The sequence below is a fragment of the Candidatus Acidulodesulfobacterium ferriphilum genome (genome assembly GCA_004195035.1).
Lineage (GTDB): Bacteria > SZUA-79 > SZUA-79 > Acidulodesulfobacterales > Acidulodesulfobacteraceae > Acidulodesulfobacterium > Acidulodesulfobacterium ferriphilum.
Genome location: SGBD01000007.1, coordinates 14,644 through 37,390 on the forward strand (window position 1 = coordinate 14,644; position 22,747 = coordinate 37,390).

General features: G+C 38.3%; 19 protein-coding genes, 1 tRNA gene, 1 other RNA gene and 1 pseudogene. All 22 read left to right on the forward strand.

Features of this window, described 5'->3' with window-relative positions; translation table 11 throughout:
- The first annotated feature begins 25 nt into the window (after positions 1–25).
- Positions 26–1,066 carry an N-acetylmuramoyl-L-alanine amidase gene (locus tag EVJ47_08990; protein RZD13801.1) on the forward strand — a complete coding sequence of 347 codons (1,041 nt, stop codon included), beginning with the start codon at positions 26–28 and terminating at the stop codon, positions 1,064–1,066.
- Between the two features lie 11 nt (positions 1,067–1,077).
- Positions 1,078–1,722: an imidazole glycerol phosphate synthase subunit HisH gene (gene hisH, locus EVJ47_08995; protein RZD13802.1), complete on the forward strand. Its 645-nt coding sequence runs from the start codon at positions 1,078–1,080 to the stop codon at positions 1,720–1,722.
- A 6-nt stretch (positions 1,723–1,728) separates the two neighbouring features.
- Positions 1,729–2,451, forward strand: a complete 723-nt coding sequence (gene hisA, locus EVJ47_09000) for a 1-(5-phosphoribosyl)-5-[(5-phosphoribosylamino)methylideneamino]imidazole-4-carboxamide isomerase (GenBank protein RZD13803.1) — start codon at positions 1,729–1,731, stop codon at positions 2,449–2,451.
- Positions 2,452–2,502: 51 nt separating this feature from the next.
- A complete protein-coding gene (hisF, locus tag EVJ47_09005) occupies positions 2,503–3,258 on the forward strand; it encodes an imidazole glycerol phosphate synthase subunit HisF (GenBank protein ID RZD13804.1) in 756 nt (251 codons plus the stop codon).
- A 23-nt stretch (positions 3,259–3,281) separates the two neighbouring features.
- The gene (locus EVJ47_09010) at positions 3,282–4,040 is read left to right on the forward strand and encodes a bifunctional phosphoribosyl-AMP cyclohydrolase/phosphoribosyl-ATP diphosphatase HisIE (protein ID RZD13805.1); all 759 of its coding nucleotides are present in this window, start codon (positions 3,282–3,284) and stop codon (positions 4,038–4,040) included.
- Positions 4,041–4,156: 116 nt separating this feature from the next.
- Positions 4,157–4,351: a 30S ribosomal protein S21 gene (locus tag EVJ47_09015; GenBank protein RZD13806.1), complete on the forward strand. Its 195-nt coding sequence runs from the start codon at positions 4,157–4,159 to the stop codon at positions 4,349–4,351.
- A gap of 9 nt (positions 4,352–4,360) precedes the next feature.
- Positions 4,361–4,705 carry a CvpA family protein gene (locus EVJ47_09020; protein RZD13807.1) on the forward strand — a complete coding sequence of 115 codons (345 nt, stop codon included), beginning with the start codon at positions 4,361–4,363 and terminating at the stop codon, positions 4,703–4,705.
- Between the two features lie 176 nt (positions 4,706–4,881).
- On the forward strand, positions 4,882–6,891 hold the full coding sequence (gene dnaG / locus EVJ47_09025) for a DNA primase (protein RZD13808.1): 2,010 nt from the start codon (positions 4,882–4,884) through the stop codon (positions 6,889–6,891).
- A 26-nt stretch (positions 6,892–6,917) separates the two neighbouring features.
- Entirely contained in the window at positions 6,918–8,831 is a 1,914-nt protein-coding gene (gene rpoD / locus EVJ47_09030) for an RNA polymerase sigma factor RpoD (GenBank protein ID RZD13809.1), read from the forward strand.
- Positions 8,832–8,843: 12 nt separating this feature from the next.
- Positions 8,844–8,919: transfer RNA gene (locus EVJ47_09035), tRNA-Met, on the forward strand.
- 7 nt (positions 8,920–8,926) lie between these two features.
- On the forward strand, positions 8,927–10,048 hold the full coding sequence (locus EVJ47_09040; protein RZD13810.1) for a Nif3-like dinuclear metal center hexameric protein: 1,122 nt from the start codon (positions 8,927–8,929) through the stop codon (positions 10,046–10,048).
- The gene (locus EVJ47_09045; GenBank protein ID RZD13811.1) at positions 10,045–10,758 is read left to right on the forward strand and encodes a hypothetical protein; all 714 of its coding nucleotides are present in this window, start codon (positions 10,045–10,047) and stop codon (positions 10,756–10,758) included. Before EVJ47_09040 ends, EVJ47_09045 begins: the two co-directional genes overlap by 4 nt.
- 82 nt (positions 10,759–10,840) lie before the next feature.
- Positions 10,841–11,272: a ribonuclease HI family protein gene (locus EVJ47_09050; protein ID RZD13812.1), complete on the forward strand. Its 432-nt coding sequence runs from the start codon at positions 10,841–10,843 to the stop codon at positions 11,270–11,272.
- A 55-nt stretch (positions 11,273–11,327) separates the two neighbouring features.
- An RNA gene (gene rnpB / locus EVJ47_09055) (RNase P RNA component class A) lies at positions 11,328–11,669 on the forward strand.
- A gap of 64 nt (positions 11,670–11,733) precedes the next feature.
- A complete protein-coding gene (locus EVJ47_09060) occupies positions 11,734–13,539 on the forward strand; it encodes an elongation factor 4 (GenBank protein RZD13813.1) in 1,806 nt (601 codons plus the stop codon).
- A gap of 288 nt (positions 13,540–13,827) precedes the next feature.
- Positions 13,828–14,493, forward strand: a complete 666-nt coding sequence (gene lepB / locus EVJ47_09065; protein RZD13814.1) for a signal peptidase I — start codon at positions 13,828–13,830, stop codon at positions 14,491–14,493.
- Positions 14,486–15,061, forward strand: a complete 576-nt coding sequence (gene pyrR / locus EVJ47_09070) for a bifunctional pyr operon transcriptional regulator/uracil phosphoribosyltransferase PyrR (protein RZD13815.1) — start codon at positions 14,486–14,488, stop codon at positions 15,059–15,061. Before lepB ends, pyrR begins: the two co-directional genes overlap by 8 nt.
- 13 nt (positions 15,062–15,074) lie before the next feature.
- On the forward strand, positions 15,075–16,010 hold the full coding sequence (locus EVJ47_09075; protein RZD13816.1) for an aspartate carbamoyltransferase catalytic subunit: 936 nt from the start codon (positions 15,075–15,077) through the stop codon (positions 16,008–16,010).
- A 4-nt stretch (positions 16,011–16,014) separates the two neighbouring features.
- The gene (locus tag EVJ47_09080; protein ID RZD13817.1) at positions 16,015–17,292 is read left to right on the forward strand and encodes a dihydroorotase; all 1,278 of its coding nucleotides are present in this window, start codon (positions 16,015–16,017) and stop codon (positions 17,290–17,292) included.
- A gap of 21 nt (positions 17,293–17,313) precedes the next feature.
- Positions 17,314–18,435 (forward strand): carbamoyl-phosphate synthase small subunit, encoded by a 1,122-nt coding sequence (gene carA / locus EVJ47_09085; GenBank protein RZD13818.1) that lies wholly within the window; start codon positions 17,314–17,316, stop codon positions 18,433–18,435.
- Positions 18,435–19,304, forward strand: a pseudogene (locus EVJ47_09090) (radical SAM protein). The gene carA and the pseudogene EVJ47_09090 overlap by 1 nt, the downstream one beginning before the upstream one ends.
- A gap of 91 nt (positions 19,305–19,395) precedes the next feature.
- Positions 19,396–22,722, forward strand: coding sequence for a carbamoyl-phosphate synthase large subunit (carB, locus tag EVJ47_09095; GenBank protein RZD13819.1), 3,327 nt, complete (start codon positions 19,396–19,398; stop codon positions 22,720–22,722).
- Positions 22,723–22,747 lie beyond the last annotated feature (25 nt).

A 22,747-nucleotide genomic window follows, 5' to 3' on the forward strand; every position in this document is an offset into this window, starting at 1 on the left:
ATATATAGAAATAATAAATATAGAAATGGAAAGGTCATTTTATTGCAAAAGAAAGGCATTTTTTGTTTCGTTTTTTTTACTTATATTTAATTTACTTATAGTCTTTAAAAGCGCTTATGCTTATAGCGGCAATATAACTAAAATTACCGGAGTTTCCGTTAATCGCGGCAGCGGGGCTATCGATATTTATACTATCGGCAAGCCTTTTTATAAGGGGTATTTATTTTATAAGGGACCCAAAAATTTTTTCATATTGGTTTTCGGACATTCAATTTTGTACGGAGCCGGAAAAAAGGTAGCCCGCCCTTTTAAAAATGTATTTTCGGTTTCATATTCGCAATTCAGCACAAGTCCGGAATATTCCGTTCATATCGTAATCAGGCAAAATTTACCGGCAAAGCCGCGGATAAGGACGGTAAGCATTGGAAATAACCGTTATAAGACCGCCGTATATGTCTTAAATATTGCAAAAAAATTCAAGAAAAATATTACGGCGCCGGGAGGTAAGCCGACTCCTGCCGTCAGACATATTAATTTCAATGTTTTTATAGACGCGGGCCACGGCGGGGACGACCCGGGGGGGATCGGACCTATGGGTCTTCCTGAAAGTTTTGTAAACTTAAGCATTGCATTAAAATTAAGAAAAATTTTGGAAGCTAAGGGAATAAAAGTAGAAATAGACAGGACTTCCAATACAAATGTCGGCTTGCCGCAAAGGGCGGCGGAGGCAAATAGAAGCGGGGCAAATTTATTCATAGGGCTATATTGCAATTCCGTCGTAGTTCCTTACCTTTACGGAACTACGACTTACTATTTTCATAAAAACTCGCGCAGATTTGCAGGTTATCTGGAACACTATATCTCATTGCACTTAAACCTTAAATATGACGGCGTTGTGCATGACGATTTATATGTATTGAGATTTACGGACATGCCCGCGGTAATAATAGAATATGCGTATATTTCCAATCCGTACGAGGAACATTTGCTGGCTTCTTCGACTTTCAGACAACTAATCGCCAACGGAATCGCGAACGCGATTATTAGATACTATAATTTAAAATAGAAAAAATAATTATGAATATTGTTATAATAGACTATGGAATGGGAAATCTTAAAAATGTTCAGAATGCTTTTGATTATTTAGGGTATCCGTCAAAAATTACAGGCAGCTATAACGATATCGAGCGTGCTTCGCATCTTGTGCTGCCGGGTGTCGGCGGATTTAAAGACGCTATGCTTACCCTCAAACAAAAGGGACTGGTTGAACCCGTTAAGGCTGCCATAAATAGCGGAAAGCATTTTTTGGGGATTTGTCTCGGCATGCAGCTTTTATTCGAAACTTCCGAAGAATTTGGACATAGCGAGGGATTGGCCGTTTTAAAAGGAAAGGTGGTAAAATTTAACGAGGACAACACTCCTTTGATACCGCATATCGGGTGGAACGATATAGAAATATTAAAACAGGCGAACGAACCTGCGCCATCTGCCCGCGGGGCAGGCATGTTTAACGGAATCAAAAATAACACCTTTTTTTATTTTCTCCACTCATACTATTGCGTGCCTGAGGAAAATATTACCGTCGCGACCTGTTATTATTATGAAAAATTTGCCGCCTGCATAAAAAAGGATAATGTTTTTGCGTGCCAGTTTCATCCCGAAAAAAGCCACACCGGCGGTTTAACATTGTTGAAAAATTTTGTCCTAAATTATACGGATTAAATTATTATGTTTATAATACCTGCCGTCGATATACTGGGTTCAAAATGCGTGAGATTGACTATGGGGGATTACGGCCTTAAAAAGGAATACGAACTCTCGCCTTTGGAGTCCGCCGTTAACTGGCAGGAGATGGGGGCAAAAAGGCTCCATTTAGTCGATTTGGACGGCGCCAAATCGGGAAATCCGGATAATTTTGGTGTTATAAGGGATATTATAAAATCCGTAAAAATTCCTGTGGAGGTAGGCGGAGGAATAAGGGATAATAAAACGATAGAAAGCTATTTCGATACTGGCGCCTCTTATGTCGTTTTAGGCTCTATATTGTTTAAGGATATAGGTTCGGTAAGTCCGTCCTTGTTAAAATATAGAGGCAGGATAATCGCAGGAATGGATATGTATGATGAAAAAATCGCTATCTCCGGCTGGAGAGAGCTTATCGATATGCCGTTAATCGAAACCATAGGCGGATTAAAGGATAATTACGGAATAGAAACCTTTATATTTACCGATATTAAAAAAGACGGGATGCTTTCGGGGGTTAATTTAGAACTTATATCGAGGCTTGCAAAATTAAATATAAGCCTTATCGCATCTGGAGGCGTTTCCGCTTTGGACGATATTATTAAACTTAAAGAACTGAATCTTTCCAACCTCAAAGGGGTAATAGTCGGAAAGGCTTTATATGACGGAAGGCTCGATTTGAAAAAGGCAAATGCTTTATTATCATGATAGATTAAGGATATAATATAAATACAATAAAAAATAAGGCTGAAAAATTTTATGCTTGCAAAAAGAATAATACCGTGTCTCGATATTAAAAACAACGAGGTTGTTAAAGGCATCCATTTTGAGGACTTGCAAAGTGCGGGAGATCCCCTTGAGCTGGCAAAAAGATATAACGACGAACTTGCCGACGAACTTATGTTTTTAGATATTACCGCATCGCACGAAAAAAGGAAAACAATCCTTGAGCTTGTCAGAAAGGTTTCGGAAAATATTTTTATTCCTTTCAGCGTCGGGGGTGGGGTTTCGGACTTAGAAGATATAAGAAATTTGTTAAACAGCGGGGCGGATAAGGTGTCGATCAATACGGCCGCGGTTCTCAATCCTGATTTAATAGATTCTGCGGCAAAGAAATTCGGCTCATCCACGATAGTTATAGCAATAGATGCAAAAAAGCTCGGCGATGATTATATAGTTTTCACGCACGGCGGAAGAAATAATTCGGGAGTAAATGCCGTAAATTGGGCAAAAGAGGTTTATAACAGAGGCGCGGGGGAGATACTTTTAACAAGCATGGATAGGGACGGGACTAAGAATGGTTACGAAATAAACCTTACTTCATCGGTTGTCAGGAATGTTAAAATTCCGGTGATTGCGTCAGGAGGGGCAAGGGATGCCAAAGATATGGAAGAAGTCTTTGTTAAGGCAGATGCAAGCGCCGCTTTAGCCGCATCGATATTTCATTATGAAACTACCGGCATTATTTCCATAAAAAAGTATTTAAAATCAAAAGGAATAACCGTAAGATTATAACAGGATTAAAATTGTAAAAGATTATGGATGAAAAAGAAAATAATTCAGGCGATATAACTTTCGATATTTTTAACGAGGAAACCCTTGAACTATTTTTAAAAAAAATCGATTTTTCCAAACAGGGCGGACTTATTCCCGCAATAGCTCAGGATTATTTTTCAAAGGAGGTATTGATGCTGGCATTCATGAACGAAGAGGCGTTGAGAAAATCCGCCTCCAGCGGCTATGCCCATTATTTTTCGAGGTCAAGAAATAAACTCTGGAAAAAAGGGGAAACTTCAGGCAATGTTCAGGAGATAAAGGATATTTTTTTTGATTGCGATAGCGACAGTATTTTGCTTAAAGTAATTCAAAAAGGCCCCGCCTGCCATACGGGACATAAAACCTGTTTTTATTCAAAAGTCAATAATAAGCTGATAAAAAGGGATTATCTTGAAAATAAAGATAAGGATGAAAAGGAGGATTGCAAAGAATTCTATTCGCTCAAATTAATTTTTGACCTTATAAAAAGCAGGGAGGGTTTGGCTCCGGATAAATCGTATGTGGCAAAACTATTGCAATCCGGTCCGGAGAAAATTGGAAAAAAACTTCAGGAGGAATCGCTTGAACTTATTTTATCTGCCATAGAGAGAAAAAAGGATAAGATAATTTACGAGGCCGCCGATCTAATGTTTTTTTATATGGTTTTTTTAGTATTTACAGGCGTTGATTTTTCTTCGATAATCGATGAGTTAAGAAGAAGGGAAGGAATTTCCGGCATAGATGAAAAAAATTTAAGATAAAAAATTAGATAAAAAATTATTGATTGACAAAGTAATAAAAAATATAAGATACTATATATAATATAAAAATATAAATAAAATAGGCGGATTGTCGATAAAAGGAGGCGAAATAAGCATTGTCTATCGTAAAAATTAAGGAAAACGAATCTTTTGAAAATGCATTGAGAAGATTTAAAAAGTCCTGCGAACGAGCCGGAATTCTTTCAGAAATTAGAAAAAGGGAACATTACGAAAAACCGAGCGTAAAGAAAAAGAAAAAGGCTGCGGCCGCAAGGAAAAGAAATTCGAAAAAAAATTATTTTAACTATTAATTTATTTTTATGAATTATATAGATATAGCCTTTTTAATTTTATTTGCGGCAGTTATGATAAGGGGCTTTTTTAGGGGCTTTGTTAAAGAGGCTATATCCGTAGCGGGGCTTTTTTTTGCTTATTTTGGCGGCATGTACGCTATATCAAAGGTAAGCGGTTCTTATTACCTTAAAATGTTTCACAACGAAGAAGCCGGAAAAATTATTATTTTCACCGGTGTATTTATTTTGATAGTAATTATTTTTGCCGTTATTTCAATAATAATCACAAAAATTTTAAATTTGCTTCAACTCGGGGTTTGCAACAGAGCCGGCGGTTTTTTTTTGCGGGAATTAAAACCTTTGTCTTTTTAAGTTTAGCCGTATATTTTCTGTTTTCCTTTTCTTTAATAAATAAATATTACGGATATTATAAATATCATAATATTTTCCCTTACCTTCTTGAAGCCGGCAGGTTCTTAGCAGCATACATTAATAAATTTTATTAAAGTCTTGTCTTTAGCCCGGCGATTAATAATATAAGATGAACCATGGATAGAAATATGGAAACAGAACAGGACGCAAGGCGGGCGGGACGCCGGTCAGGCGGAGACAACTTCGCTTCGGCGGAACTCATTTTATCATATACAAATATAGTTGACGAAGTTTCCGGATTCGTTAAATTAAAGAAGGTTGGCAATAATTACTCCGGGTTATGCCCGTTTCATTCGGAAAAAACTCCTTCTTTTTATGTTAATGAATCAAAAGGGCTTTACTATTGTTTTGGATGCGGCAAGGGCGGCAATGTTATCGGTTTTCTAAAAGATATAAGGGGGGAATCGTTCGGCGAGGTTGTCCGCTACCTTAAACAGAAATATAATATCCCGCTCGAAGATACAAAATATTATAAAACAAATAACAGTCAAAAAGACGAAGAGCCGCTTAAAAAAATTCTTAACCTCTCTTTAAATTTTTATTACGAAAATCTTTTTGTTTATCTTTCGAACAGCCGCCATATAATTAAATATCTTCAAGAAAGAGGCATAGATGAAAATACCGCAAAAGAATTTAAATTAGGATTTGCGGGACCAGGGAACGGATTAACCAAACTCCTGTCGAATAACAAAGCCGATCTCGATATCTGTGCTAATGCGGGGTTATTGGTCAGGAAATCAGGCCCCGGCAATCAATATTTTGACCGTTTTACAAATAAACTCGTTATCCCTATATTCGATAGGAATAACGAGCCTATAGCCTTTGCCTCCAGATCTGTTTTGCAGGATTCTAACGGGCCAAAGTATATCAACACCAATAATTCCCCGATTTTTATTAAGAACAGCACCCTGTTCGGCTTAAACAAGTCTTTACCGTTTATAAAGAAAGAAAATAGCGTTATCGTGGTTGAGGGCTATTTCGATATGATAATGCTTTATTCGAGGGGCATTAAAAATGTAGCCGCGACTATGGGGACCGCGCTTTCAAAGAATCACATTATTATTTTGTCAAGGTTGTGCGATGAGATTATCTTACTTTTTGACGGGGATAAGGCGGGTATAAATGCCATTAATAGAGGTATCGAGCTTTTTCAAGGTTTTATGGATAATTCCGATAAAAATATATATGCGGCAACCTTAAGCGGAGGGGACGATCCTGACAGCTTTGTTAGAAAATATGGAAAGGAAAGGCTTATCAAATTAATTTCGGATAATAAAAAATCACCGGTAGATTTTATTATAGATTACTATATGAATAATTTATCAGGCGAAACTGCCAAAGATGATAGCGGGAAGAATGACGAGGTTTTAATTAAAAATAATAAAAAGTATGGTATAATATATAATAAGGACGATATAAGGGAGCTTAAGAAGAAGATTTCTATATTAAAGGATGTGGCGCCTTTTATAAAAAAAATAGATAATAATATAATACTTTCCCATTATATAAATTTAATCTCTAACAAGCTCGGATTAAAAGAAGATATTATCAGGGATTACGTTTCTTCGAAGAAAATATCATCAGCCTTTGCGGATTCAAAAGATGAATCCGGTTTTCAGAGCGAAAATTATGAAAAAGATTTAAATATTGAGGATTTAGTTATTGCAAAGTTATTTTACAATTTGCTCTTGACAGATTATATTAATGATGATATAATCAACGAATTTTCCGATAAAGATGCTATTTATATAATAAAAGCAACAAAAAAAACGCTGAAAGAATTAAGGAACAGCGAAGCCGACGGCGATTTTAATCGGGGAAATAGCCGCATGATAGAAGAAATAATTTCTAATACGGAAAATAAATCAAAATGGAGCCGTATCTATTATTCTATATCATTTTCATCCGGTTATAAAGATAAAACAACTTTAGAAGATGAAAGAAGGGATATTAAGAAGCTTCTTATTAAGCTTAAAATAGATAATATTAACAAAGCCTGCGGATGTTTATTAGATGAACTTAAAAGCGGGAAATTAGATGAAAGCGTCAGATTGTTAAAATTTAAAGAACTTAATAAATTAAAATACTTATCAAAAGAATTTCAAAAGAAAATTTGCAGTTTTTAATGTTAAAAGACTGAATAAAAAAAAATATGGAAAACAAAAACAAAAATAAAAACAAACAAAATAAAATTATCGGGGGTGCATCTAAAGATACCTTAAAATTAGAAAGCAAAAATAAAGACCTCGACAACCAGATAATCAAGAAAAGCATCGAAAAAGCCAAAGAACAGGTCGGCAGGTTATCTTACGACGATTTTAACGATGTCCTTCCTCAGGAGATAGTATCGCCTGACCAAATCGATGATTTAATAAGCATGCTTGGCGAAAAAGATATCGACCTCAACGGAGATTCATCCGCCGTGTTTGCCCATAAAACAAAACATGCAAATGAATTATATAACGAGGAAATAGAAGAGGAAGAAGATATTGCGCTCAGAACAAACGACCCTGTCAGAATGTACCTGAAAGAGATGGGTTCCGTTTCCCTTCTTAACCGCGAAAGAGAAATAGAAATAGCCAAAAGCATCGAAGAAGGAGAAGAAGAGATTTTTTCTTCCGTTTTAAATTCCGATATTCCGATAAAGTGGGTCATATCGATGGGGGAAAAATTAAAAAATCAAGAGATAAGCGTTGCCAGTCTTATTTCCGATTTTGACGATGAGGAATTTCCAAGCGAAAAAGAGATTGAAAAAGCGGTGGGAAGGGTTTTGTCCATTATCGAAAAAATTAAAAAAGAAGTGGGTTATACTTCTTTGGAGATAAAAGAAGTTAGCGGCAACAAGAAAAAACATGGTTTTTTAAATAAAAAAAGCAAAAAAACCGCTTACGCAGAGGGTAAAGAGGGCATAGAGGGGCAGATTAAAGATTACCATGGGGGCGGCGAGTTGCATGCCGATATCGATAACGAAGATATCGTAAGCCGGATACCCGGAATAAATCGTAAAAATCAATCCGAAGCTGCTAAGAAAAAGATACTTCTCTATTTTAGAGAATTAGGACTTAAGAAGAAAATAACCGATAAAGTTATAACGAAACTTAAGAACCAAAATTTAAAAATGCTGGAATATGAGGAAAATATAAAAGAGCTTGAAAGCGCGTTAAGGCATAAAACGGATATGTTTAATCCCGCAAGGTCTCAAGAGCATAAGCGAATCGACAGCATTAACAAACTTATTAATGAATACAAATCCAAAATATCGTTAATAGAAGACGAGGTCGGCGTCTCCAAGGATGAACTTAAAAATATTGTCGAATCGATAAAAATAGGGGAAGAAAAATCAAAAACCGCAAAAACCGAACTTGTCGAAGCCAATTTAAGACTTGTAGTGTCGATTGCCAAGAAGTATTCAAACAGGGGGCTTCAATTTCTTGACCTTATCCAGGAAGGCAACATCGGCCTTATGAAGGCTGTCGAGAAATTCCAGTATCAAAGGGGATATAAATTTTCGACATATGCAACATGGTGGATAAGGCAGGCAATAACCCGGGCGATTGCCGATCAGGCTAGAACCATCAGAATCCCGGTTCATATGATTGAAACTATCAACAAATTAATACGGACTTCTCGCGCTTTAGTTCAGGAGATTGGAAGAGAGCCTGCGCCCGAAGAGATTGCCGAAAGAATGGATCTCCCCATAGACAAGGTCAGGAAAGTTTTGAAAATAGCCAAGGAGCCGATATCCTTAGAGACCCCGATTGGCGAAGAGGAGGATAGCCATCTTGGCGACTTTATCGAGGATAAAACTACCGTTCTGCCCTTAGAAGCAGCCATTAACACGGACCTTGAAGAGCAAACCGGAAAGGTTCTGTCCACTCTTACCGATAGGGAGGAAAAGGTGCTCCGAATGCGGTTTGGCATTGGAATAAAATCAGATCATACATTAGAAGAAGTCGGTCAGGAGTTTGGGGTTACAAGGGAAAGAATCAGGCAGATAGAGGCTAAAGCATTAAGAAAACTCAGGCACCCGAGCCGCTCCAAAAGACTTAAAACATTTGTAAAGTAAGTAGTGCATTAAGGGCCTATAGCTCAGCTGGTAGAGCGGCCGGCTCATAACCGGTTGGTCCCTGGTTCGAACCCGGGTGGGCCCACCATTTTAAAATGCCATTATTAATAAAAGATGTTATTGATAAATTAGAGAGTTTAATCCCGCTAAGCCTCCAAGAAGAATGGGATAACTCGGGGTATCAAATAAAATTAACCGATGAACCTCTTTCAGGTGTCGTAACATCCTTAGACCTTACGGATAAATGCGCAAATATTGCCCTCAAGAAAGGTTTTAATCTCATTTTAATTCATCACCCCTTTTTTTTCCACCCTTTACATTCGGTGGATTTAGATTCTAAAGATGGGAAAATCTTTAATCTTCTTGTTAAAAACAGAATCTGTGTCTATTCGATGCATACTAATTTTGATTCTTCGCGGTATTCGATGAATCATTATATCGCAAATAAACTTGGCATTAAAGAAAGCCGCCCTCTAATACCGCATAAAAGAAAATTATACAAACTTTCGGTTTTTATTCCAAAGGGTTATGTAAAGCCTGTAAGAGACATTCTTTTTGCCTATGCAAACCCTAAAATCGGGAACTATGAAAATTGTTCCTTCGAAACTAAAGGAAGGGGTTCATTTAAGCCGCTTTCAGGAGCAAATCCGTTTATAGGCAGTCCTGAAACAACCTCTTTTACGGATGAATCTAAGCTCGAGGTCATAATCGAAGAAAGAGCCGTAAACAAGGCGCTGGACGAATTAAAAAGGGTCCACCCTTATGAAGAAGCCGCTTTTGATTTATATCCCTTATATGACTTCGGGGGCAGTTTCCCGGACGGCATGGGAGCCATGGGAAATTTAGAACCTCCAACCCTTCTTGAAAATCTTCTAAATAAAATCGACAGGCTATTTAATCCTTTGTTTATCCACTATTGCGGAAAATTAAACAGTACGATAAAAAAAATTGCCGTCGTTTCGGGAAGCGGTTTTTCGTTTATAGACGAGGCAATTAAAAATAACTGCGGCATTTTAATATCTTCCGAATTAACGCATAGCAAGGCTCTTAAAGCCGATAAAAGCGGCATATGTTTAGCGGAGCTTCCTCATTTTGATATGGAAAAGTATTTTACTTCGCTTGTCAGGGATATATTGATAAAGGAATTTAGTATTCCTGTAATAGAAAATAATAATGAAAATAATCCGTTTTTTAAATATAAAGGAGGGAAGATTTGAACCAGCAGATTTTATTTATAATTGAGATTCAGAAAATCGATATGGATTTGTTAAAGTTAGAGGAGGCGGCAAAAGAGGCGTTTAAAGGCATCGAGGAAACAAAAGATGTTCTTAAGGCAAAAGAGGAAAGACTTGGGAAACTGAAAGAAGAGCTACTGGAGTTAAATAAGAAAATAGGCATGGAAGAGCTTAATATAAAATCATATGATGAAAGAATTGCAAAAATGAAGGATGCTCAAAAACTTATCCAGACCAATAAAGAATACAACGCAATGCAAAAATCCATAAAGGATAACGAATCTTTAAAAAAGAAGTCCGAGGATGATATACTATCATATTTAAGCAGTAAAGATGAAGTGGATAATGAAGCATTGCAGGTTCAAAAAGAGGCGGATGAGCTGACCCATAGTTTGTCGGAAAAGAAAGATAGTTATAAAAAAAATGAAAAAGAGCTTGATGCGGCAAAAAAGGATTTTGCCGGCAAGAGAGCTTTGCTTGTTGGCAAAATAAAAAAAGAGCATTATGCGGTATATGAAACGATAAAAAGAAGCAAAAAATTACCTGCCATAGCTTCCGTAACAAAGTCGGGCGCATGCACCGGGTGTTATAGAATGCTCCCCCCTCAGCAGTTCAATGAACTTTTATCGGAAAAATTATTTATGCAATGCCCGATATGCTCAAGAATATTATACATAGAGCAGGATAATTAGCGCAGCGCGAAGAAACGAAAAAATCATTCTGCATATGTGCTGTATATGCAAGTATATTACGGGGAGGGGAAATAAATAATTTATGGTTATAAATGTGTATATAGACGGAGCTTCAAGGAATAATCCGGGTAATGCCGGAGCAGGAATCCTGATAGGAGACGGGACAGGGGTCGCGATAGCGGAGTTAAAGGAATATCTGGGAATTACAACCAATAACGAGGCAGAATACAAGGCGTTAATAATTGCCTTAAACTATTTAAGTAAAATGACCGTAAGCGGCGATATCTTTAAAATAGCCTTCTTTTCGGACTCGCAACTTTTGGTAAAGCAAATGAACGGAGAATATTCGGTTAAAAGTCCCAATATATTACCTCTTTATCTTGAAGCAAAAAAAATATTAAAGAATAGAAGGTTGGATTGTTCTTTTACATACATTTCAAGAGAGTTTAACAAGCAGGCGGACAGATTGGCAAATTTGGCGATAGATGAAGCGTTAGCCCTGCGGTCATGCTGACCGCCGCCGGTATTGTAAATTATTAAATAAATTGTTAAAATAAAAAAGTAAGTCGCAAGCAAAAACAGTCAGTCGCGAAAACCTCTTTATAATAGTAAGGTTTTTGAGGAAAGTCCGGGCTCCGCAGAGCATAACGCCGCTTTATATCGGTGAAGGTAACTTTAAGGAAAGCGCAACAGAAAATATACCGCTATAATAATAATTTATTATAGCAAGGGTGAAATAGTGAGGTAAGAGCTCACTTAGGCATTATGCAAATAGTGTCTATGGCAAGCCCCGTTAGGAGCAAGAACAAATAGGAAGACTTTAAGGCTGCTCGTCTTTGATGGTTTTCGGGTTGTTCGCATAGAGAAATGACTGATTTATACAGAACCCGGCTTACGGATTTGCTTGCGATTTTTCATATTTCTTGTTCTTGCCTTATAATTTTTTCTTGCTTTATACTTTGCATTAATTAATCAATGGAAATCAAAAACATAAGAAATTTTTCTATCATAGCCCATATAGACCACGGGAAATCCACGCTTGCGGACAGATTTTTAGACTTTACCGGAGCAATAACCGAAAGAGAAAAGGTTTCCCAGTTCCTTGATAATATGGAACTTGAACGCGAAAGAGGCATCACCATAAAGGCTCAAACCGTCCGGTTAAATTATGATTATAACGGCGTTAATTATGCTCTTAACCTAATAGACACCCCGGGGCATGTGGATTTTTCTTACGAGGTTTCAAAGTCGTTAGCCGCATGCGAAGGCGCGCTTCTTGTGGTTGATGCCACCCAGGGTGTCGAGGCACAGACGCTTGCTAATGTTTATATTGCTTCCGATATGAACTTAACCATTGTTCCGGTTATAAATAAGATCGATTTGCCCAGCGCGGATCCCGAAAAGACAAAAAAAGAGATAGAGGAGGTTGTCGGTCTTGATGCAGGCGATGCTATTTTGGCAAGCGCTAAAGAAGGCATAGGGATAAAGGAGATACTTGAGGCTATAATAAATAAAATTCCTGCGCCTAAAGGAGACTCGTCCGCCCCCCTCAAGGCTTTAATTTTTGATTCATGGTTCGATGCATATCAGGGTGTTGTTGCGCTTGTCAGGATATTCGACGGGAAAGTTGTTCCGGGGAACAACATACTTCTAATGAATTCAGGCGCTTATTACGAGGTTCAAAAAGTCGGCGTTTACAATCCTTACATGAAAGAACTAAATTGTTTAAGCGCCGGCGAGGTTGGTTTTATTATCGCAAATATAAAAGACGCGGGCAGATTTAAAATCGGGGACACCATTACCTTAAAAGAAAACCCGGCCAAAAATCCGCTTTCGGGTTTTAAAGAACCAAAACCGATGGTATTTGCGGGGATTTATCCGATAGATGCAAACGATTATCCCGAGCTTAAGGATTCCATCGAAAAACTTAAGCTTAACGATCCTTCATTTTCCTATGAGCCCGAGAACTCTCTTGCCTTAGGTTTTGGATTTAGGTGCGGATTTTTGGGGCTTTTGCATATGGAAATAATAGTCGAAAGATTGGAAAGGGAATATAACCTTAGCCTAATATCGACATCCCCCACCGTTCTTTATAATATCGTTACAAAAACAGGGGAAGTAAAATCTGCGCTTAATCCTATGAAATTTCCGCCGTCAAAGGAAATACCCGCGCAGGAGGTGGACTATATCGAAGAGCCGTTTATCAGGGCAAATATTTATGTTCCTTCAGAATTTTTAGGAAAGATAATAAACCTTTGTGTCGAAAAAAGGGGGCATCAGGTTGAGTTAAAGTACATAACAAAAAACAGAGTTCAGCTTATTTATGACCTGCCGCTGTCCGAAATAGTCCTCGATTTTTACGATCAGCTCAAATCATTGTCGAAGGGCTACGCGTCTTTTGATTACGAACTCAGCGGATATAGGCAGGCCGATATGATTAAGCTTGAAATACTTGTTAATAAAGACCCTGTCGATGCGCTTTCCGTTATCGTTCACAAGGATAAGGCTTATGCCCGCGGAAGAAATATCGTGGAAAAGCTAAGAACATTAATACCGAGGCAATTATTCGAGGTTATTCTTCAGGCTCAAATAGGGTCTAAAATTATCGCAAGAGAGGAAATCAAGGCATTAAGAAAGAATGTTCTGGCGAAATGTTACGGCGGGGATATTACAAGGAAAAGAAAACTTTTGGAAAAGCAGAAAGAAGGTAAAAAGAAAATGAAGAACATCGGATCGGTTGAAATTCCGCAGGAGGCATTTCTTTCGATACTTAAGGTTTGAAACATAAGGTTTTCCAAATCCCGATTTAGAAAATATTTATATATTCCAATGTTAAGTAAATCTGGATTCCTGGTTTCGCAGGAATGACTTTGAGAGGATTTATCGTTTCACCCGTTGGGTGTCATTCCTGCGAAAGCAGGAATCCAGAAAATAAATTTCTAAATCGGGATTTGGGAGGTTTGAAACTTATAGACTTTAGGCAAAAAAATTGATATAATCTATAAAATTAATCTGATTCGTTTATTTTATCAGGCAAATTCTATCTTTATTCTATAATATTATATACTTATGAGCAAAAATACTTTATGGGACTATTTTAAGGCGATAGTCATAGCGATAGTCATAGCTCTTTTTTTTAGGGCATTCGTGGTGCAGGCGTTTAAAATCCCATCAGGTTCGATGGAACCCGATCTTATACCCGGCGACCATATATTAGTCAACAAGTTTATCTACGGTGTCCATATTCCATTCACAAAGGCCGTTATTCCCGTGTCTCATCCTGAAACAGGTCAGGTCATAGTTTTTAAATTCCCTTACGCAAAAAAATATAATTTACACCCGGGGATAGATTTTATAAAAAGAGTGGTCGGAACGCCCGGGGATAAAGTCCAGATTATCAACAACAACGTTTATGTAAATAATCGTCTGTATGTTTGCAAGTATGCCAAATGGGCATCAAAAAAGCTTTTGCCGGCCTACGATTCCCCGAGGGATAATTTCGGTCCGATAACCGTTCCTAAGGGCGAGCTTTTTGTTATGGGAGATAACAGGGATAACAGCTTAGACTCAAGATATTGGGGTTTTGTGCCGTATAAGGATATAATAGGACAGGCATTTATGATTTATTTTTCATGGAATCCCAAAAATCATTTCGATATTTATTACAAAAGATTTTTCAAGATGGTTCCCGATTGCCCTTTTAAGTACGGGGAAGGCAAGATGCAAAATGGTTAGTTCCGACGATTCTAAAAAATTGGATAAAAGCTTACTTTTTGACGATTCGGCAACAAACGATATTCTGAACTATTTTATAGACTCTGTTTTAAAATCAACCCCGCCGCAGACCCGGGCGGCCGCCGGAGGTTTTAACAATACCGTTATAATCGGCATAAAAGAAGGAGGGGTTCCATTAGCCGGCTTAATAAGAAATGGCATTAAGAACCGCTTTGAAATAGATTGCGAAATGGGTTATGTCGATATGACGCTTTACAGGGACGATCCGTTTGCCGTAAAAAAAACCATAAAATCGACGGAATTGCCCTTTGACATAGAGGATAAAGATATCATTCTGGTTGACGATGTTATAAGCAGCGGAAGAACGGTAAGGGCGGCAATAGACGAAATTTTTGATTTCGGAAGGCCTAAATGTATCAAGCTTGCCGTTTTTATCGATAAAGGGGGAAGGGAGCTGCCTATATGTCCAGACTTTGTCGGGAAAAAAATTGAGTCGGGCAAGGATGAAATAATTCATGTCGATATTTTAAGCAAAGAAAAACATGTTGATAAAATTATTAAAAAATAATATTTAATTTTCAATGAGCTTCGATAAAAAAGACCTCATTTCGATTAATGACCTGACAAAATCCGATATTTATTACTTTATAGAAACGGCAAAGGAATTTAAAAAAATATCATTGAAGGATATAAAGAAGGTTCCGACTTTGAGGGGGAAAACCGTCGTGAATCTTTTTTACGAACCTTCTACAAGAACGAGATCATCCTTCGAGATTGCCCAAAAAAGACTTAGCGCGGATTCATTAAACATCACTATTTCACAAAGCTCGGTTACCAAAGGAGAGAGTTTAAAGGACACCATATTAAATTTAGAATCCATGAAACCTGATGCCTTTATTGTAAGGCATCATGAATCGGGGGCATCTTATTTTATATCGAAAATAACAAAAGCCTCAACCATAAATGCGGGTGACGGGATGAATGAACACCCGACCCAATGCCTTTTGGATATTATGACCATAATGGAGGAAAAGAGAAATATCGGTTCCCTTAAGGTTGCAATTATCGGAGATATTTACCATTCAAGGGTGGCAAGGTCCGATATTTACGGATTATCTAAGCTTGGAGCAGAGATTTATTTATACGGCCCGTATTCGCTTTTACCCAGACTTAAAGATTTCAAGGACCAGCGGAATGTAAAAATCGCATGCAGTATGGAAGAAGCGGTTAAAAATGCCGATGTTATAATAATGCTCAGAATTCAAAAGGAAAGGGCAAGTTATTATTTTATACCGTCCATAGAAGAATACAGAAATTTCTTCAAATTAACGCCAGGTTTGTTATCTTTAGCCTCAAAAGATGTTATGGTGCTTCACCCCGGCCCAGTAAACCGCGATGTAGAAATAGCCGGCAGTATAATAAACGAAAATAAAACCCGTATTTTAAAGCAGGTTGAAAATGGGGTGGCGGTGAGGATGGCCTGCCTTTACATTTTGCTCGGTGTAAAAAAAAAATAAAAGTATGCGAAAACTTATAATAAAAAACGGGGTGGTCGTCGATCCCGTTACTAAAACGGAAGTTAAAAGGGATATTTATATAGAAAACGGCGCTATCAAAGACTTTCCGCAGGAAAAGACTATAAAAGGCGCCGAAACATTAGATGCAAAGGGTTTAGTCGTTTTGCCGGGGCTTATAGATATGCATGTCCATTTAAGGGAGCCCGGTTTCGAATATAAGGAAAATATTAAGTCGGGAATGGGGGCGGCGGTAGCGGGCGGATTTACATCAATCTGCTGTATGCCGAATACCAATCCTCCAAACGATTCTAAATCCGTAAATAGTTTTTTATTAAACAGGGCAAAATCCGTTAATCTGATTAATCTTTTTACCGTCGGCGCTATATCGAAAGATTTAAAAGGGTTATCCCTGTCTAATATCGGCGAATTAAAAGAATCGGGAGCCGTTGCGATAAGCGACGACGGAAATCCGGTAGATGACAGCTCGCTTATGGCAAGAGCGCTTTTATATGCCAAAACATTCGATTTACCCGTTATAACCCACAGCGAGGATATAAAACTGCGCGGTAAAGGAGTAATGAACGAGGGTGTGGTTTCTCAAAGCCTTGGAGTTGCGGGAATTCCAAGCATTGTCGAAGAAATAGCCGTGGCAAGGGATGCGATGCTCGCTAAATATTATGAAGCAAGGCTTCATATAGCCCATGTTTCAACTAAAGGTTCGGTTAATATAATAAGACAGGCGAAAAAGGAAGGCGCAAATATTACATGCGAAACATGCCCGCACTATTTTACCCTTTCCGAAGACTCGCTGACAAACTATAATACCAATGCGAAAATGAATCCGCCTCTAAGGACAAAGGACGATATTGCCGCCATTAAAGAGGCGCTGTTAGACGGGACAATCGATGTTATAGCTTCGGATCACGCCCCGCATAGCGAAGACGAAAAAGATACGACGCTGATCGAAGCCCCGTTTGGAATTATAGGTCTTCAAACATCGCTTCCGTTAACATTAAAGTTATACAGGGAAAAAAGGCTGACGCTGACGGATATAGCAAGGCTTATGTCTTTAAATCCTGCAAGCATTTTGAACCTGGGCAGCAGGGGGGCTATAAAAAACGGATTTATCGGAGATATCACCGTTGTGGATATTAATAAAAAGTGGACATTCACAAAGGATAAAATTAAATCGCTAAGTAAAAATTCTCCTTTTATCGATATGGATTTTATCGGACTTCCGTTATATATCGTCGTTAACGCCAATTTAATTAAAGCAAATTAATATTTCAACTTATTTATAAATATGGACAATCTAAGCAAAGAAAAAGCCCTGCTCCTGCTTGACAACGGGAAATATTACGAGGGTTATTACGAGGGAAAAGCGATAGAATCGGGGGGCGAAATTGTTTTTAATACGGCTATGAACGGTTATCAAGAGTTAATTACCGACCCTTCTTATAACGGGCAGGTTGTTCTTATGACTTATCCCATGATCGGCAATTACGGGATAAACGATACGGATTTTGAATCCGAAAAGGTATGGTTATCTGGGCTTGTAACAAGAAACTATGTCCGGATGTTTTCCCATTTCGGCGCTTCAAAAAGTTTATCGGAATTTGTCAATGCTTACGGCTTTCCTGTAATTTCGGGGATTGATACAAGGCATTTAGCGATAGAATTAAGGGAGGAGGGTTCTATTAATGCGTATATTGCCCCAAAGGAATCGGGAATTACATATATTAAAAGCAAACTGACCGGTTTGCCAAAAATGGAAGGTTTAAATCTCGTTAAAAATGTTTCTACTGTGGGGGTTTATGAAAAAAAGGTTAAGTCCCCCGAGTTTAATGTAACTATTATCGATTACGGCGTTAAGTATAATACGGTGCGATGCCTTAACGATTTAAATGCCTGCGTAACTGTTGTTCCGCATAATTTTTCCAAACAGGAGATACTTAAAACCGAGCCTGACGGAATTCTTTTATCCAACGGACCGGGAGACCCTAAAACTATGAAAGAAGAAATAGAAACCTTAAAAAGCCTGTTAGGCGAAAAACCTGTTTTTGGAATATGTTTAGGGCACCAGTTGTTAGCTTTGTCGTTAGGTTTTAGTACTTACAAACTTAAATTTGGACATCACGGAATAAATCATCCTGTTAAAAACCTCAAAACCTCAAAGATAGAAATAACCTCGCAAAATCATGGTTTTTGCGTTAATTTGTCGAATACCGGCGGCCGCATATCGAGGAATACCGAATTAACCCATATAAGCCTTAACGATAATACCGTGGAAGGCATTAAAAATGATGAATTAAAGGCATTTTCGGTCCAATACCACCCCGAGAGTTCGCCGGGACCCAGAGATTCAAGGTATCTTTTTTCCGAATTCAAAGAGCTATGTTTGCATAATAAAAAAAGAGTTTTTTAATGAAGCCAAGACATTTGCCGTCATATTTAAACATTTCAAATAAAGAGTTTCTGGCCAAAATCGATGGACTTTACGAGTTAATGGGAGAATGCGGGCTTTGTCCAAGAAGATGCAAAGCTAAGAGATTAAACGGCGAAAAAGGCTTGTGCGGTGCGGAAGATAAATTAAGAATCGCAAGCATAAACCTTCATTTTGGCGAGGAGCCGCCTATATCCGGCAAGACAGGTTCGGGGACAATTTTTTTTAGCGGATGTCCGCTAAAATGTAAATTTTGCCAGAATTATCCGATTAGCAGGTATTGCGCGGGAAATTCATATAATGCCGCGGACCTTGCGGCGGGCATGCTTAAACTGCAGGAAAAAGGCGCTTGCAACATTAATTTAGTTTCGTCTTCGCATTATATGCCGTTTATTGCGGAATCTATATTTTTGGCAAAACAAGGAGGGCTGTCGGTACCAATTGTCTATAACAGTTCGGGGTATGAAACAGGGGAGATGCTTAACTTATTGGATAAAATTATCAGCATATATCTTCCCGATATTAAGTATTCAAATAATGAAGAGGCTTTAATGTATTCGGGAATAAAAGATTATGTCGAAGTTAATAGGTCGGCTTTGAAGATTATGTATAATCAGGTTAAGGAACTTGTTACGGATGTTAAAGGGGTTGCCGTTTCGGGTCTTATGGTCAGGCATCTCGTTTTGCCGGCAGGAATAAGCGGACATAAAGATTCTTTTAGATTTATTGCGGACGAACTTAGCGAAAATGTCCCTGTAAGCCTTATGAGCCAATATTTTCCCGCGTATAAAGCCTGTTACGATTTTAAAATCAATCGAAAAATAACCGCGGGGGAGTATGCGGAAGCCATTTTAGATCTGGCAAACGCGAATTTAACAGGATATTTTCAGGAAGATAATTCTTTAATGTTTTAATCAAAAATTTAAACCGTCCGGTAAAATTATGCCTAAAAGAACCGATATTAAAAGAATTTTGATAGTAGGCTCGGGTCCTATCGTAATAGGGCAGGCGGCCGAGTTCGATTATTCCGGCACCCAGGGGGCAAAAGCCTTGGCCGAGGAGGGCTATGAAGTCATACTTGTAAATTCTAACCCTGCTACGATTATGACGGACCCGGGTTATGCGAGTAAGACTTACATCGAACCCCTGACAAAGGAATTTATTGCAAAAATCATAGAAAAGGAAAGACCGGACAGCATATTGCCGACGCTTGGCGGACAGACCGCCCTTAACCTGACTTTAGAGCTTCACGAAAGCGGAGTTTTACAAAAATACGGATTAAAAATTTTAGGCGCCAATGTTGACGCGATTAAAAAAGCCGAGGATAGAGAATATTTTAAAAAGAGCATGGAAAAGATAGGCGTTCCGGTTTTGCAGGGCGGTTTTGCCACTAACATGGATGAGGCTTACGAGGTTCAAAAGAGTATCGGTTTTCCCGTAATTATAAGACCTTCTTTTACGCTGGGCGGCACCGGCGGAGGCATTGCGTATAATATTGAAGAATTTGCAGAGTTTGCCTCAAACGGTATAAACGCAAGCCCGATTAACGAGATATTAATCGAAAAATCAGTTATAGGATTCAAAGAGGTCGAACTTGAGGTCATGACGGATAAAAATCGAAATACTATAATAATATGCTCTATCGAAAACTTTGATCCTATGGGGATTCATACGGGAGATTCGATTACCGTCGCGCCTGTTCAAACCTTGAACGATAAAGATTTACAGAAACTTCGCGACTATTCCATTAAGATAATGAACGAAATAGGAGTCGAAACGGGCGGCTCTAATATTCAATTTGCTTTAGACCCCGATTCCGATAAGGTATATGTTATCGAGATGAACCCAAGGGTTTCAAGAAGCTCAAGTTTAGCCTCGAAGGCAACAGGGTTCGCAATAGCCAAGATTGCCGCAAAGTTAGCAGTCGGTTATACTTTAGATGAAATTACGAACGATATTACTAAAAAAACGCTTGCATGTTTCGAACCGTCGATAGATTATGTCGTTACAAAAATACCCCGTTTTACATTCGAAAAATTCCCTCAAACCGATAATACCCTGACGACCCATATGAAATCGGTCGGCGAGGTTATGGCAATAGGCAGAACATTTGCGGGTTCGATTCAAAAGGCCGCAAGGTCATTGGAAAATGGGAATTACGGGATTGAATCCCTTTACGGATTGGATTTATCTTACGGCGACATCGAAAACAAACAAGACACCCTTATGATTAAAGAAGAAATAAGGTCGCTGATAAAAAATAACGATTATAGAAGGCTGTTTTTAATAGCCGATGCCCTCAGGATAAATCTCACGATTGACGAGATTAATGAATTGTCCAAAATCGATAAGTGGTTTTTAAATCAAATTAAACTCATCATAGAACTTGAAAAAAAACTATTTTCTACCACGGATTTGGAAGGGAATATTCCGCTCTTAAGAGAAGCTAAAGAATTTGATTTTTCTAACTGGGTTATTGCAAAGCTGACCGCGAGATATAAAGACGGAAAGCATATTGCCCCCGAAGATTATTCAAAAAAAGACGAAAGCGCAGTCGCATTAATCAAAGAGGCCGAAAGGTTTATAGCAGACATTTGCAAAAAGAATAATATATTAAGGGTTTATAAGAAGGTCGATACCTGCGCCGCCGAATTTGAGGCAGCTACGCCTTATATGTATTCATCTTATGATAAATTTAACGAGGTCAAACCGTTAGAAAACAAGAAAATAGTTATTCTGGGCAGCGGTCCGAACAGAATCGGACAGGGAATAGAATTTGACTATTGCTGTGTTCACTGCGCCTTAGCTTTAAAAGAAAGCGGTTATTCTTCGATAATGGTTAACTGTAACCCCGAAACTGTTTCGACCGATTATGACACCTCATCCAGATTATATTTTGAACCGTTAACTTCCGAAGATGTTATGAGTATCGAAAATATTGAGGCTAACCCGCCTATTATATTACAATTTGGCGGTCAAACGCCGCTTAAGCTGGCAAAAGGATTTGATTCAAGCGGCATTAAAATACTGGGAACATCTTTTAAAGATATTGACACCGCCGAGGATAGGGAAAAGTTCAAAAGGGTGATCGAAAAATTAAATCTGCTGCAGCCGAATAGTTCAATGGCGTTTAACGATGAAGAGGTTTATAAGAATTCTACCAGGATCGGGTTTCCTGTTTTACTGAGGCCTTCTTATGTTCTGGGCGGAAGGGCAATGGAAATTATCTATAATGAAAATAATTTACGACAATATATCAAAAAAATATTTAAGCAGGATATTTCTTTTCCTATCCTTATAGATAAATTTTTAGAAGATGCCATCGAGGTAGATGTTGACGCATTAAGCGACTCTAAGTCCGTTTATATAGCGGGAATAATGGAGCATATAGAAGAAGCAGGCGTTCATTCCGGGGACAGCGCATGTTCATTGCCGGCATTTTCTTTAGACAGGGATATTATCGAAAGGATAAAAGAAATAACCGTAACGATTTGTTTTGAGTTTAAAGTTATGGGCCTTATCAATATTCAATATGCCGTTAAAAATAACGATATATATGTTATAGAAGTTAATCCGCGGGCATCGAGAACCGTGCCGTTTGTCAGCAAGGCTACGGGTATCCCCGTTGCTAAACTTGCGACGAAGATTCTTCTCGGGGAAGAGCTTGATTCCTTCAAACTTGGGAAGTCGTTTAATATCGATTATTATTGCGTGAAGGAAGCCGTTTTTCCGTTCTCGAAATTTTCTAATGTCGACCCTATGCTTGGTCCGGAAATGCGTTCAACGGGCGAGGTAATGGGAATAGATGTAAATTTCGGAATGGCGTATGCCAAATCACAGATAGCCGCGGGACAAAACCTTCCATTATCGGGTGCGGTTTTGATAAGCGTTAAAGATGAGGACAAAAAATATTTAAGCGATATTTGCAAGCCTTTAATAGATATGGGTTTCCATATACTCGCCACAAAGGGAACATCGGAGTATTTAAGCGGGTTAAACATTGAAAATCAAAAGATAAATAAGGTAAAAGAAGGCAGGCCGCACATAATAGACGCCCTTAAAAACAAGGAGATTTCAATGATTTTTAACACGCCAAGGGGGATGAAATCCTTAGAGGATTCGTATATAATAAGAAGAAGCGCCATCGAATTTTCTTTGCCTTATTACACGACAATCAGGGGCGCTGCCGCCGCATGTATGGCAATAAGGGCGTTGAAGGAACATAATGTATCGGTCAGGGCATTGCAAGATTATTATAAAGGAATATAAGGAGGTGAGTTTTATTGGCAGGGGC